This is a genomic window from Parablautia sp. Marseille-Q6255, from assembly GCF_951230155.1.
GTDB lineage: Bacteria > Bacillota > Clostridia > Lachnospirales > Lachnospiraceae > Choladousia.
Map to the genome: position 1 here is coordinate 1 of NZ_CATNVD010000033.1, position 13688 is coordinate 13688.

The window sequence follows — 13688 nt, forward strand, 5'->3', positions numbered from 1 at the left end:
CAAAGAAAATGGTCAGAAAATCGCCTACATCTCCAACAACAGCTTAGTTATTACCAATGCAGAGATTCGTAACAAGCTGTCCCTTGGCAATAAGACCAGAGGATGGTTTGACTTTATTCCAAGAAATAACGGTAACCTCTCTATCAAGTGGAGAGGCCCGGCATCGTAAAGGAGTGATTCATTATGGCTTCCAGCGGAAGTATTACAACTGGCACGAAAGAAGGACGTTCTGTCACCTTATCGTGGTCGCTATCCAGCCAAGATATAGCCAATAATACATCTACCATTGCATGGACGTTGAAAGGCTCCGGCTCAGGAAGTGGCTGGGTCATGTCTGGTGGCTTTAAGGCTGTCATCAACGGCACAACCGTCTACTCCACCTCAACCGACAATCGTATTCAGCTCTATAACGGAACCGTGATAGCATCGGGTTCTTTAAAGATCAGCCATAACGCTGATGGTACAAAATCTTTCAAATTAAGTTGTGAAGCCGGTGTCTATAGCTATGCAGTTAATGTATCAGCAAGCGGAACACATACGCTAAACACGATTCCAAGAGCATCTTCGGTATCGGCAACATCAGTGAATATTGGAAGTGCTACAACAATTTCTATTTCGAGGGCATCTTCATCATTCACTCATACGCTGTCCTATACCTTCGGTAGTGCTAAGGGGACCATCGCCACAAAGACCGCCTCTACCTCTGTATCATGGACGCCTACTCTCACACTAGCTAATCAGATACCAAGCACCACCAGTGGCACCTGCACAATTACATGTGACACATATAATGGTTCCACCAAGATTGGCACGAAAACCTGCACGCTTACTCTAACAGTTCCTGCTTCAGTCAAGCCTACCATCTCCAGCTTGACAGTAAGCCGTATCGACGGTGATGTCCCCAGCACATGGGGCATCTACGTGCAATCGAAATCGAAGGCTACTCTCACAATCAACGGTGCTTCCGGAAGCTATGGCTCTACCATAAAATCCTACAGTATCAGCGGCGGTGGATACTCCGGTACCTCTTCTACTCTCACAACCGGATTTTTAAATAACTCTGGCACGATTACATTTGCTGCCACAGTAACGGATTCCAGAGGAAGAACCTCTGCTGCAGCCACCGTATCAATTACTGTTGTTGCCTACAGTGTACCTTCCTTTAGCTCTTACAACTCGCAACGATGCAACAGCGGTGGAACTATATCTGATGATGGCACCTACATCAAGGCAACGGTATTCTATAGCTTTGCATCCTGCAGCTCCAAGAATACAGTTACTCGCTCCACTTACTACCGAGTAGCTGGAACAAGCACATGGATCAATGCATCTGCCAGCTTTAATTCCGGCACGGCATTTACCTTTGGTGACGGTAAGATTTCCACCGAAACATCCTATGAAGTCAAATACGAATTAACAGATGCTTTCACGACTATCAGCATCACGGACATCGTATCTACGGCATCTGTTGTCATGGACTTCAAGAGTGGTGGTAAAGGCGTGGCGATTGGTAAGGTATCCGAAACAGATAACTGCTTTGAAGTATCTGAGAAATGGGACGTAAAGGTCTACGGCAAGCTGTTAAGTGAATACATCAAACAGGCAATCGGTGCTATCTATCCAGTAGGAAGCATTTACATGAGCGTCAAGAACACGAATCCATCCACCTATTTTGGAGGGACTTGGGTTGCCTGGGGAACAGGTCGAGTACCAGTCGGTGTCAATGCCAATGATACCAATTTTGCCACAGTAGAAAAGACCGGAGGCTCTTCTACTGTCACATTAACCACAGCTCAAATACCTTCTCATACACATGCAAAAGGTACACTGGCAACAGCAAGTGCTGGTGGACACACCCACGACCTGAAGAACCAAAAAACCTCATGGGGTACCAATGGTGGCAATCGTGTCTTAATCGATGCTACTTCCGGCTACTCAGCTGTGAGCAACAAAACAACCACAAGCGCTGGCTCACATTCACATACAATTTCTGGTTCTACTGCTGCTGCTGGTTCCGGCAGTTCCCACAGCAATTTGCAGCCCTATATCACATGCTATATGTGGAAAAGGACTGCTTAATTTTTGTTCGCAGCTATCAGATGGTAGCTGCTTTTCTTATATCTAATTTCAGAAATGGAGGTACTTATCAATGAAAGAATTCTGGAACACAATTCAACTTATCTTTGCAGGCATCGGCGGCTGGCTGGGTTATTTTCTCGGAGGCTGTGATGGCTTACTCTATGCTCTTATAGCCTTTGTTGTCATTGACTACATCACCGGCGTCATGTGTGCCATCGCCAACCACACGCTTTCTAGTGAAATCGGCTTTAAGGGAATCTGTAGAAAGGTTTTGATTTTCCTACTCGTTGGCATTGCCAATATTCTCGATATTCATATTATCGGTTCTGGCAGTGTGCTTCGTACTGCAGTCATCTTTTTCTACATTTCCAATGAGGGCGTCAGCTTGCTTGAAAATGCCGCACATCTCGGCCTTCCGGTCCCTGAAAAAATTAAAGTTGTATTAGAACAGCTTCACGACAGAAGCACAAAGGAGGAAAACTAACATGGCATATACAAACAGTAAACTGGTATCTTATACCAAACTCAGTCCGAATCATTCCGGGCAGCGTACTCACAGCATTGATCGTATCACACCACATTGTGTAGTCGGTCAGCTCTCTTGTGAGAGCATCTGTGGATGCTTTACAAGTCCGTCCAGACAAGCTAGCTGCAATTACGGAATTGGCAAGGATGGTCGCATCTCTCTTTGCGTGGAGGAAAAGAACCGCAGTTGGTGTTCTTCTTCCAATGCCAATGATCAGCGTGCTGTCACCATCGAATGTGCCAGTGATATGTCTGAGCCGTATGCAATGAATAGTGCTGTTTATAACTCACTAGTCAAGCTCTGCGTTGACATTTGCAAGCGTAACGGTAAAAAGAAGCTTTTATGGCTTGGCTCTAAGGATAAGACCTTAAATTATGCACCAAAGTCTGATGAAATGGTGCTGACAGTCCACAGATGGTTTGCGAACAAGTCCTGTCCGGGTAACTGGCTCTATTCCAGACTTGGTGAAATGGCCACAAAGGTTACTACAGAACTCTCCGGATCCACTTCTTCCGACGATAAAAAGCCCGTAGCTCAGATATATCGTGTTCGCAAGTCTTGGTCTGATGCCAAAAGTCAGATTGGTGCCTACAAGGTGCTGGGCAATGCTAAGAAAAAGGCAGATGAGAATGCTGGATTTAAGGTATTCGATGCTTCCGGCAATGTTGTCTATCCTGCTGCAACAAAACCCGTATCGGATCATACTGCTGGAACGTCCTATAAGGTTCAGATAGGCATTGCCAATTTGAATATCCGCAAGGGTCCAGGTACCAACTATGATAAAACCGGCCAGTTCACGGGCAAGGGTATTTTTACAATCGTCCAGGAGGCCAAAGGCGAAGGTGCCACCCTCTGGGGAAAGCTCAAATCTGGCGCCGGATGGATTTCTCTGGATTTCACAAAGAAGTTATAAAATACATCTTTTTACAGGGTCTGTTGGAGTTTTCTCCGGCAGGCCCTCTTTTTTATTTGTTTTTTCGGCCAAGTTGCAATCTCGCCTCCATTTATTAGTGAGGAATTTCCTCAGATTGGAGGCAACTATGCAAGAAAACATCTCAACATCAATTCCGGCTTCTGCTACTCCAAAGCCGATCCAGCAGACCGATATCGAACAAGATTATAACTTCTTTCAGGCGCAGAAGATCGCTAAAAATATGCTAGAGCTTGGACTTATTTCCTTGTCAGAATTCAACAAATTAACTGAAATAAACCGTGAAACATTCTCCCCGTTTTGGGTTGAGATTATGCCCAAAATTCCTTGATATATAAGGGATTCAGAGCTAATATATGACACTAACGAAGGGAGGTGAACTACCGTGAAAAAGATAACCAAAATCGATGGTGTACAGAATAATAGCACTATAAAGAAGGAGCTCCGAGTTGCGACCTACTGCCGTGTTTCGACAGGAAGTGACGCTCAGCTGGAAAGTCTAGATGCACAAAAAACTCATTATGAGCGATACATCAATTCTCGTAAGGATTGGAAGTTTGCCGGTCTCTACTTCGATGAAGGTATCACAGGAACCAAAGCAGAAAAACGTCCAGAGCTACTTCGACTGATAGCAGACTGTGAGGCAAGGAAAATTGACTTTGTTATCACAAAATCCATCAGTCGTTTTTCTCGAAATACAACTGACTGCTTAGCTCTGGTCCGCAAGCTCCAGAGCTTGAACATCCCTATTTTCTTTGAAAAAGAAAATATAAACACCGGTTCAATGGAGAGCGAGCTTTTCCTTGCCATTCTCAGTAGTATGGCTGAAGGCGAATCCGCTTCTATTTCAGAAAATTCCAAGTGGTCCATTAAGCGCCGCTTCCAGAACGGAACCTTTAAGCTCAGCTATACTCCTTACGGCTATGATTGGGATGGTGAGAATATGATCATTAATCCAGCGCAAGCAGCGGTTGTGAAAAGAATATTTGCAGATATTCTATCAGGAAAAAGTACAAATGCTATTGCAGATGAACTAAATGCAGAAAAGATTCCATCCAAGAAAAATACAAACTGGACTTCCAGTACTATTCGAGGCATTCTCGCCAATGAAAAATATACGGGTGATGTCATCTTTCAAAAAACATACACGGATGAAAACTTCAATCGCCACACAAATTATGGTGAGGTTGATCAGTACATGGCACCGGATCATCATGAAGCAATTATCAGCCACACAGACTTTGAGGCAGCAAATGCGCTGGTATCACAGCGTGCCCTTGAGAAAGGTGTCAAAAAAGGTAGTGACAAATACCAAAAGCGATATGCTTTTTCAGGAAAGATAATCTGCGGAGAATGTGGCGACACCTTTAAGCGAAGGATTCATACCTGCACTACTTACAAGTATGTCGCATGGGCATGCAACACCCATTTGAAGGATAAGACAACCTGCAGCATAAAGTATGTAAGAGACGATGATATAAAAGCTGCATTTGTAACGATGCTAAACAAGCTCATCTACGGACATCGCTTAATACTTGCTCCGTACCTGAAAGCTCTGGAGAATTCCTCTGGTGACGAAGCACTCCAGCGTATTCAACACTTGGAGTTACTTCTCGATCAGAACAGTGAACAGCGAGAAACCTTAACAAAGTTGATGGCGCAGGGCTATATCAATCAAATTTTATATAATCAGGAAACAAATGCGCTCCTACTGCAGGCAGAGACTTATCGTTCCGATATCGAAGCAATCACTATCTGCATGACTGGTGACTCGGCAAAAGTTACGGAAACAAATCTATTGCTCCACTTTGTATCTCATACCGATACGCTTACCAACTACAGCGAGGAGCTTTTTGAAAGTTACGCAGATCACATTGAGATTAGCGGTAGAAATGAAATCAGGTTTGTAATGAAATGTGGTCTAACATTCACAGAAAGGATTGGTGATTAGATGGGCCATACACCCTTTGGCTATCGGATTGAAAACGGCATCGCAATTATAGACGAGCCTGCTGCAGCAAAACTCCGACAGCTTTATAAAAATTATCTGAATGGCATGTCATTATCAAAGGCTGCTGCGGAAGCTGGGATACCAACCTATCACGGAACAGCAAAGCGATTGATGGAAACTGTCCATTATCTTGGCGACAGTTTCTACCCTGCCATCATTGATAAGGAAACCTACCAGAAAGCACAAGAAGAACGTAAACGCCGAGCCACAAAACTCGGACGAAATAATAAGCAAACACAGATGAGGACAATACAGATACCAACCCGTTTTCATATGGGCAAGGTCACTGCCCTGCATGACAATCCTATGAAACAGGCAGAATATCTGTACAGCCTCATAGAAAGCGAGAGTCAATAATGGGAAATGTAATGTTGATTCCTGCAAGGCGACAAGTTGGAAACAACGCTCGTAAGCAGGAAGAAGAAAAACCAAAGCTCCGAGTTGCAGCGTACTGTCGTGTCAGTACCGACAGCGATGAGCAGGCTACCAGCTACGAAGCACAGGTAGAACACTATACAGAATATATTCAAAAAAATCCTGATTGGGAATTTGCCGGTATTTATGCCGATGACGGTATCTCCGGCACTAACACCAAAAAACGTGAAGAATTCAATCACATGATTGATGACTGTAAGGCTGGTAACATTGATATGATTATTACCAAATCCATCAGCCGATTTGCCAGAAACACTCTGGACTGCCTGAAATACATCCGACAGCTCAAAGACATGAACATTCCTGTTCTGTTTGAAAAAGAGTCCATTAACACGATGGATGCTAAGGGTGAAGTTCTTATTACTATAATGGCTTCTCTGGCCCAGCAGGAATCGCAATCCTTAAGCCAGAATGTGAAATTGGGCTTGCAATATCGCTACCAGCAAGGCAAGGTACAAATCAACCACAATCGTTTTCTTGGCTACACGAAAGATGCGGACGGCAACCTTATCATCGATCCAGAACAGGCAGAAATCGTAAAGCGCATTTATCGAGAATATTTAGAAGGTCTCAGCATGGATAAGATTGCCGCTGGATTGGAGCGTGACGGTATTCTTACCGGTGCCGGAGGAAAAAAGTGGCACACAAGCACCATCAACAAGATTCTCCGAAACGAGAAATACATCGGCGATGCCCTGCTCCAGAAAACCTACACAACTGACTTTCTGAACAAAACCAGAGTCAAGAACAACGGTCTTGTGCCTCAATACTATGTAGAAGGCGACCACGAAGCTATTATTCCGAAAGACATCTACTTACAGGTTCAAGAAGAACTGGTCCGCAGGCGAGTAGTCAAAACCAGTGCTAACGGCAAGAAACGTAGCTATAGCTGCAATCACTGCTTCTCGCAAATCGTCATCTGCGGAGAATGCGGTGAAATGTTCCGAAGGCTCCACTGGAACAATCGTGGAGTTAAATCGATTGTCTGGCGCTGCATCAGCAGGCTTGAATCCACCGGATTGGAATGCCACGCTCGCACCATCAATGAGCTGGTTCTTCAGGATGCTGTTGTTAAAGCCATCAATCAAATGCTCGGCGACAAAAGCAATTATCAGGCACAGCTACAGCTAAACATTGCTTCAGTCATCCGATCTTCGCAGGCAACCTCCGTTGAAAACATCGACGAGAAGCTGATGGCCTTGCAACAGGAGCTCATCCAAAAGGCCCAGAGCAAAGAAGCCTATGACGAAATTGCCGATGAAATATTCAGGCTTCGAGAACTCCGACAGCAGACCACCGTAGACACTGCCGCAAGAGACGAGCAGATAAAGCGGATCAATGACCTACAGGATTATATTGCGCAGCAGACTACCCACCTCACCGAATTTGACGAATCACTGGTGCGACGCTGGATCAAACAGATAACCATCTGGGATGACCACATAACAGTTGAATTGAAATCTGGCGTCAGCATTGATGTGAACGCATAACTCTATAGACGAGCGAAACCCTCCTGACCATGATGGCCGGGAGGGTTATTTTTATAATGCGAAAATTGTGTTTGTTAACGCGTTTACTTTCCCCAATATTTGTTTAGTTTCATTAGAAATATTACATCTAAATAAGGCCTTAATCACAGAGGAGAATTCTCTATTGATATTCAGATAATCATATCCCTGTCGTTTAACTGCTGAAAGTCTTTCATAAACATATTCCCAAAATTCCTTACTCAAGAATTCGTCCCGTAAAGATAATAAATCTGATTTATCTTCAACTTGTTCATATATTTTTTCATAATAAGGATTTACTAGCCAGTATGCTACTTGCATAGGACGATAACTTCTTATCCCATCATACTCTGACACAATTTTTTGACCAATCATATCATTAAACAACGCTCCGTATGATGGATGTTCTGAATTTTTTATCAACTTCTGATAATATGCTTGATAGCCATGTACAAACCGATACATTCGCTCTGTTTCACTCGTCCTAACAAACATATGCACCAATAGACACAGGTCCAGTATTAACTCTTTTGCAAATATCTCATCATTTAATGTTGATGGATTACTGTAATATCTTCCATGTGCAACCCGATTCCTTATGAGATTGTTGAAATAGAACATAAAATATTCTGTTGACTCAGGATACACATCACTTTGAGATTCTGCCAAGTATCTAATTTTATCCTTTAAAACCGCATCTTCATATATTGTCATTCTCGTAAAACGAGCAAAGGTTGTCGTGTCTTTTAAATAGTCTGCAAACAGCCCTTCAATCAAAATCGAAATTAGGTTATTAAAAATCTCATATTCCTTATTTTCATATTGCCATATAGATTTTGATAAAATCGTTTTGCGCTTTCTTAGACACACACTTGTGTTAATTAATTTCTTTAGGTCATCTACTAACTCATATTTTTCGATCAAACTCGATAAAATCTCAGAATACTTTGATGCATCAGTTGTTCGCCAATGATGTAAATCATCAATCTTAGGAATTGCTGATATATATTCTTTATACGCTTCAATGGCTTCTTCCTCTTTTAGTTTATAGAAATCCTCATGGTACTTTTTATTGGCTTTTTCTATCGCAGTATAAATTTTCACTTTAAAAAACAACATATAGTCACGTTCTATATCATCTTCAAATATTTCTAAACATGTTTTATAGACGTCAAAATAACTGTTTCTGATGCATTCACTTTCTTCTTTACTAATTGCCAAAGCGGTTTTTCTAATCGCATAATCAATTTCAGAAGTATCTTGTAGATTGCAAAATCCACCCATAACAGATTGCACATAGTGGAATGCATGTTCCAGCATTTCTTTTCGAGTACGCAACGAATTACATTCAGCGCTTAAGCAGTAAAGTTTCTCTTCATCTTCAGTAATATCTCTTACTATAGAAAGCGATGCTTCTTTTTCTTTGATTGCGTCACTATCACTTTTCGTTTGTGAAAGCCTACTTCTAAGTCTGTTTATCTCACAATTATATTTCTGAACCACACTATTAAACTTAGTTACAAACAATTCATTGAATTTACTACAGACGGTATCGTAAGCTTCTTTAGGTAATAACTCGAATCCTAATACCTGACATAAATTCTCATAGTATTCATTCTGTTCTGCTTGATTAGAATTCTTGTTGAGTACTGAAACAACTGTATTTATTAAATCGACCGTTGCTCCCTCCACGGAATTTATTAGCTTCCCATAAAAAAATTCGCCCAACTCCATAAATGTTGATTGGGTAAAAATCTCAGTATCACATAGATTTCTGATATCATCTTGAATTGCAGAAAATATAGCATCACAAATACTTCTTTTTTCTTCATTCATACGGTTTATCCTCCTGTCATCTATTTCACTGCCAAGTCTGCCTCTTAGTATCGAGTGGCTTAAACTGCGGTCGGCTCTGACAACAATCCCAGTGCCACAACCTATGACATCTAATCCACAGCCTAAACCCTACCGCATTTTTTCGGTCATCGACTTTTTCTCCGGTTGAGCTACAAAATAGATATGTTTCCATACAAGAAAACCGAGCTTTCTGCAAGGCTTCTCTGATGATACTAACCTTACAAAAAGCCCGGAAACACGCCACTTTTCAGCCATTATTTATCTTTTCTTGACAGCAAACAGACCGTCTCAACATGCCCTGTCTGCGGAAACATATCTACACAGCAGGCCCGTTCCATCTTGTATCCGCTCTGCAATAGTACCTCCAGATCCCTCACAAGACTTGTTGGTTTGCAGGAGATATATACCATCTTGTCCACGCCGTAATCGATGATTTTGGGCAACGCCCTGGGATGGATACCGTCACGCGGAGGATCCAGCACAATAAAGTCTGGCTTTTCGGCAATATCGTCCAGCACCTTCAGGACATCGCCTGCAAGGAAATGGCAGTTTGTCAGTCCGTTCAGGGTAGCATTCTCTTTTGCAGCTTCTACTGCCTCCGCAACAATCTCTACGCCAATCACCTCTTTTGCCACTGAAGCGAGGATCTGTGCAATTGTTCCGGTACCGCTGTACAGGTCAAAGACGGTCATATCCTTAGTGTCTCCAATGTACTCGCGCGCGGTACGATAAAGCACCTCCGCGCCCAGAGAATTTGTCTGGAAAAATGAAAACGGAGTAATTTTAAATCGCAGACCAAGGATGGTCTCATAAAAATAATCCTGTCCGTATAGGATCTGCGTCTCATCGCTTTGTACTACATCGGCAAGGGAATCGTTAATAATATGCAGAATACCTACGATATGCCCCTCGAGCTGACCGGATGCTTCCAGACCGCGCAGCTCTGTCACCAGGGGCAGCAGATCATACTGCTGCTGGCTCGTTGTCACGAGATTTACAAGAATTTCCCCCGTAGTCTCAGCTCTGCGCAAAAGCAGATGCCGCAGATATCCTTCATGTGATATTTTGTGGTAATAGGTAACGCTGCGTTTTCTGAAATATTGGAGGACACAGGCTAAGATCACTGTCATATCATGATGCACCAGCCTGCAGTCTCCGGCTGTCAGGACATCGTATGTACTGCCTTTTTTATGCAGGCCAAGCTCCAGTTCGCCATCCTTACATGCGTCTCCAAAGGAAAATTCCATCTTGTTGCGGTAGGCAAATTCTTTTGGGCTGCGCCGTATTCCCTCAAACACATAGTCATCCGTCACTTCATCCAGCAGATGCTTTACCTGCGCAGCTTTCATCCGAAGCTGCTCCTCATAATCCATTGTCTGGTAGCTGCAGCCCCCGCACGCCGGGAAAATGCTGCACTGTGGCCCGCGCACCTCCAGCACAGATTTCTCCAGCACCTCAAGGAGACGCCCTTCCGCCTTATTTTTCCTTTTTTTATTTATCATAAAACGGACCTTTTGTCCCGGAATGGTGTTTTTTACAATAACTCTTCCTTCCTCGGTACTGACCGTCCCTTTATTGGGAAAGTCCACCTTTTCTACAATGCCTTCTAATATCTGACCCTTTTTCAAAATCTGTTCCTCCTGATCTCCTGCCCTTTTCACTATAATGTAAAACTATGCATGATAAAAGGGCTGCTGCAAATACAAGACTCTGATGAATCCTTTTTGCAACAGCCCCTCACCTTACTTATCTGCTTTTATTCTTCTTCAGTCTCTGCCTTTTCTTCTGCAGTCTCTTCTGGCTTTTCTTCCTTTGAAGCTGCCTCAGCCTCATTTTTCTCATCCATTGCCGGGAAATCATCATCCTCAAAGAAATCTTCGAAGTCGTCATCGAAGTCTTCCTCAAAGTCCTCCAGATACTCCGGTGTAAAATAACGGTACACTGCATACGCGATCGCTGCAATGGCTGTCACTGCGCCGATCACTGCGAGAATCCACAGCACCGTATTCTTTGGCTTCTCTTCTTCCTTTTTCTGCAATGCTGCTAAAAGCTCATCAAATTTATTCATAGTAACACATCCTTTCTTTTATTTCATCCATTTACCATAGTATATCACAGCACCTGAAATTTTACTATAAAAACTTTTTCATTTCATTTACTTTTCACTTTTCTTCCAAAATCCGGCATGCTAGTCTGCTTTTACCAGCCTGGCAAATGAAGCAAACATTTTTTTGACACCGACACGGTCAAACTCTACCGTCACTTCGTAGTCTCGCCCGCCTTCAACAATCTCCTTTACTCGGGAGTTTGACAGTTGAATATCGGAAAAAGTACTCACAGGTCGCATAAAACCTGCTTTTTTTATGTCAATTTTTTTGATTTTATATCTGTTATTTTATGTTATTGTATGATATAATAAGGGAGGAGGGATGACAGATGAATCTTCATATAACAAAATCAAAAAATGCAGAGTCCTTTTATATCTGCAAATCTTATACAAAAGCAAATGGCAGCACTACTTCAGCTATTGTCCGCAAGCTGGGAACCTTAGAACAACTTTTGCCTGAACATGGACCTACAAGAGATGATGTCATTGCATGGGCGAAAAATGAAGTGAAAATAGAAACTGAAAAATATAAAAAGGAAAAAGAAGCACAGACAGTATTGATACCATTCCATGCGGATAGACACTTAGATTATGGCAAGCAGGCCTTCTTCCGTGGTGGCTATCTGTTTCTCCAATCCATTTATTATCAACTACAAATGAATAAAATCTGTCGGAAATTGAAACATAAATATAAATTCAAGTATGATATCAATGCGATCCTTTCGGATCTGATTTATGCAAGAATCTTAGAACCTTGCAGCAAACGTTCTTCTTACAAAGTTGCATCTGAATTCTTAGAAAAACCATCCTACGAGCTTCATGATGTTTACCGGGCATTGGATGTACTTGGTACGGAATGTGATCTTATTCAGTCTGAGGTTTATAAAAACTCCCACTTCCTTGGAAAAAGAAATGATAAGATCCTTTATTATGACTGCTCGAATTATTACTTTGAAATTGAACAAGAAGATGAAAATAAAAAGTACGGCAAAAGTAAAGAACACAGGCCAAACCCAATCATCCAAATGGGATTGTTTATGGATGGAGATGGGATCCCCCTGGCTTTTTCTCTTTTTCCGGGAAATGCAAACGAGCAGACCTCTCTCAAACCGTTAGAAAAGAAAGTCCTTGGAGATTTTGGTTGTCAGAAATTTATTTATTGTAGCGATGCCGGGCTCGGCTCTGAATCAATCCGAGAGTACAATCACATGGGAGAACGGGCTTATATCGTAACCCAGTCCATCAAAAAGCTGAAGAAAGAAGAAAAGGAATGGGCATTAAATTTACAGGGATTTAAAAAAGTATCAGACGGAACCCCTGTTGATATCACAAAACTACCCGAAGATGACAAAGGACTTTATTATAAAGACGAGCCCTACACCACAAAGAAGCTGCATCAGCGCCTGATCATTACCTATTCTCCTAAATATGCCCTTTACCAAAAATCTATTCGAGACAAACAGATCGAGCGGGCACAAAAGATGCTGGATTCAGGAAGCACAAAAAAGAACCGCAAAAATCCAAATGATCCAGCACGTTACATCGGAACGATCGCTGTAACAGAAGAAGGAGAAGCTGCTGATGTAAAGCATTATCTGGATGAAGCCAAGATTTCCGAAGAATCCCAGTATGATGGCTTTTACGCAGTATGCACAGATCTTTTGGATGACGAAGTCAATGATATTTTAAAGGTAAGTGAAGGAAGATGGCAGATAGAAGAATGTTTCCGGATTATGAAAACAGATTTTTCTGCAAGACCTGTCTATTTACAGGATGAAAACCGGATCAAAGCACATTTTCTAATCTGTTTTCTTGCATTGACCATATACCGTTTCCTTGAGAAAAAACTGAATGCTAAATATACATGTGAAGAATTATTAGATGCTCTAAAAGAAATGAATTTCGCCGGAATACAGGAACAGGGATTTATTCCTTTATACAAACGGGAAAGAATTACGGATGCTCTTCATGATGTCTGCGGTTTCCGAACAGATTATCAGTTCATAACAAAAAGTAAGATGAGAAATATCCAGAAAAAAAGTAAAAGGAAAGAATAAAATACTAAAGTCCGTAACAACGGAAAAAATCGCTATACCCCAGTAAACATAAGGGCACTGAAAAAGTCTGATTCTAAAAAAGAATTGGGCTTTTTTATTATTTCCATTATAATAGAAATATAAGGAAGGAGGACCTATCATGTTAAAAGATCATTCGCAGTTACAATTATCATTGTC

The 13688-nt window shown here is 42.1% G+C and carries 11 protein-coding genes and 1 pseudogene; 8 read left to right on the forward strand and 4 right to left on the reverse strand.

Annotated features, from left to right (window positions below; translation table 11 throughout):
- The first annotated feature begins 183 nt into the window (after positions 1–183).
- From QOX44_RS17770 to QOX44_RS17800, 7 genes are all read left to right on the forward strand, one after another.
- A complete protein-coding gene (locus tag QOX44_RS17770; protein ID WP_283685135.1) occupies positions 184–2079 on the forward strand; it encodes a DUF859 family phage minor structural protein in 1896 nt (631 codons plus the stop codon).
- A gap of 70 nt (positions 2080–2149) precedes the next feature.
- A complete protein-coding gene (locus tag QOX44_RS17775; protein WP_283685136.1) occupies positions 2150–2563 on the forward strand; it encodes a phage holin family protein in 414 nt (137 codons plus the stop codon).
- Between the two features lies 1 nt (position 2564).
- A complete protein-coding gene (locus QOX44_RS17780; RefSeq protein ID WP_283685138.1) occupies positions 2565–3518 on the forward strand; it encodes an N-acetylmuramoyl-L-alanine amidase in 954 nt (317 codons plus the stop codon).
- 127 nt (positions 3519–3645) lie between these two features.
- Complete coding sequence (locus QOX44_RS17785) at positions 3646–3867, forward strand: SHOCT domain-containing protein (protein WP_283685140.1); 222 nt, start codon at positions 3646–3648, stop codon at positions 3865–3867.
- 54 nt (positions 3868–3921) lie between these two features.
- Entirely contained in the window at positions 3922–5487 is a 1566-nt protein-coding gene (locus QOX44_RS17790; RefSeq protein WP_283685157.1) for a recombinase family protein, read from the forward strand.
- Positions 5488–5904: an integrase gene (locus QOX44_RS17795; protein WP_283685160.1), complete on the forward strand. Its 417-nt coding sequence runs from the start codon at positions 5488–5490 to the stop codon at positions 5902–5904. It abuts the gene before it with no gap.
- Positions 5904–7472, forward strand: a complete 1569-nt coding sequence (locus tag QOX44_RS17800) for a recombinase family protein (protein WP_283685162.1) — start codon at positions 5904–5906, stop codon at positions 7470–7472. Before QOX44_RS17795 ends, QOX44_RS17800 begins: the two co-directional genes overlap by 1 nt.
- 51 nt (positions 7473–7523) lie before the next feature.
- Here the strand turns inward: QOX44_RS17800 and QOX44_RS17805 are convergent, their stop codons facing one another.
- The 4 genes and pseudogenes from QOX44_RS17805 to QOX44_RS17820 form a co-directional block, all read right to left on the reverse strand.
- Positions 7524–9326, reverse strand: a complete 1803-nt coding sequence (locus QOX44_RS17805) for a hypothetical protein (protein WP_283685164.1) — start codon at positions 9324–9326, stop codon at positions 7524–7526.
- Between the two features lie 275 nt (positions 9327–9601).
- Complete coding sequence (gene rlmD, locus QOX44_RS17810) at positions 9602–10975, reverse strand: 23S rRNA (uracil(1939)-C(5))-methyltransferase RlmD (protein WP_283685165.1); 1374 nt, start codon at positions 10973–10975, stop codon at positions 9602–9604.
- 227 nt (positions 10976–11202) lie between these two features.
- Positions 11203–11415, reverse strand: a pseudogene (locus QOX44_RS17815) (hypothetical protein); the annotation flags it as partial.
- A 120-nt stretch (positions 11416–11535) separates the two neighbouring features.
- Entirely contained in the window at positions 11536–11694 is a 159-nt protein-coding gene (locus tag QOX44_RS17820; RefSeq protein ID WP_283685166.1) for a hypothetical protein, read from the reverse strand.
- Positions 11695–11783: 89 nt separating this feature from the next.
- Here QOX44_RS17820 and QOX44_RS17825 point away from each other — a divergent pair, with 89 nt between their 5' ends.
- Entirely contained in the window at positions 11784–13511 is a 1728-nt protein-coding gene (locus QOX44_RS17825) for an IS1634 family transposase (RefSeq protein WP_283680726.1), read from the forward strand.
- Positions 13512–13688: the final 177 nt, after the last annotated feature.

Excerpts from the sequence above, each read along its gene's own strand:
- QOX44_RS17780 (WP_283685138.1), top strand. The coding sequence starts at position 2,565 with ATGGCATATACAAACAGTAAACTGGTATCTTATACCAAACTCAGTCCG.
- QOX44_RS17770 (WP_283685135.1), top strand. The coding sequence starts at position 184 with ATGGCTTCCAGCGGAAGTATTACAACTGGCACGAAAGAAGGACGTTCT.
- QOX44_RS17775 (WP_283685136.1), top strand. The coding sequence starts at position 2,150 with ATGAAAGAATTCTGGAACACAATTCAACTTATCTTTGCAGGCATCGGC.
- QOX44_RS17800 (WP_283685162.1), top strand. The coding sequence starts at position 5,904 with ATGGGAAATGTAATGTTGATTCCTGCAAGGCGACAAGTTGGAAACAAC.
- QOX44_RS17825 (WP_283680726.1), top strand. The coding sequence starts at position 11,784 with ATGAATCTTCATATAACAAAATCAAAAAATGCAGAGTCCTTTTATATC.
- QOX44_RS17820 (WP_283685166.1), bottom strand. The coding sequence starts at position 11,694 with ATGCGACCTGTGAGTACTTTTTCCGATATTCAACTGTCAAACTCCCGA.
- QOX44_RS17805 (WP_283685164.1), bottom strand. The coding sequence starts at position 9,326 with ATGAATGAAGAAAAAAGAAGTATTTGTGATGCTATATTTTCTGCAATT.
- QOX44_RS17795 (WP_283685160.1), top strand. The coding sequence starts at position 5,488 with ATGGGCCATACACCCTTTGGCTATCGGATTGAAAACGGCATCGCAATT.
- QOX44_RS17785 (WP_283685140.1), top strand. The coding sequence starts at position 3,646 with ATGCAAGAAAACATCTCAACATCAATTCCGGCTTCTGCTACTCCAAAG.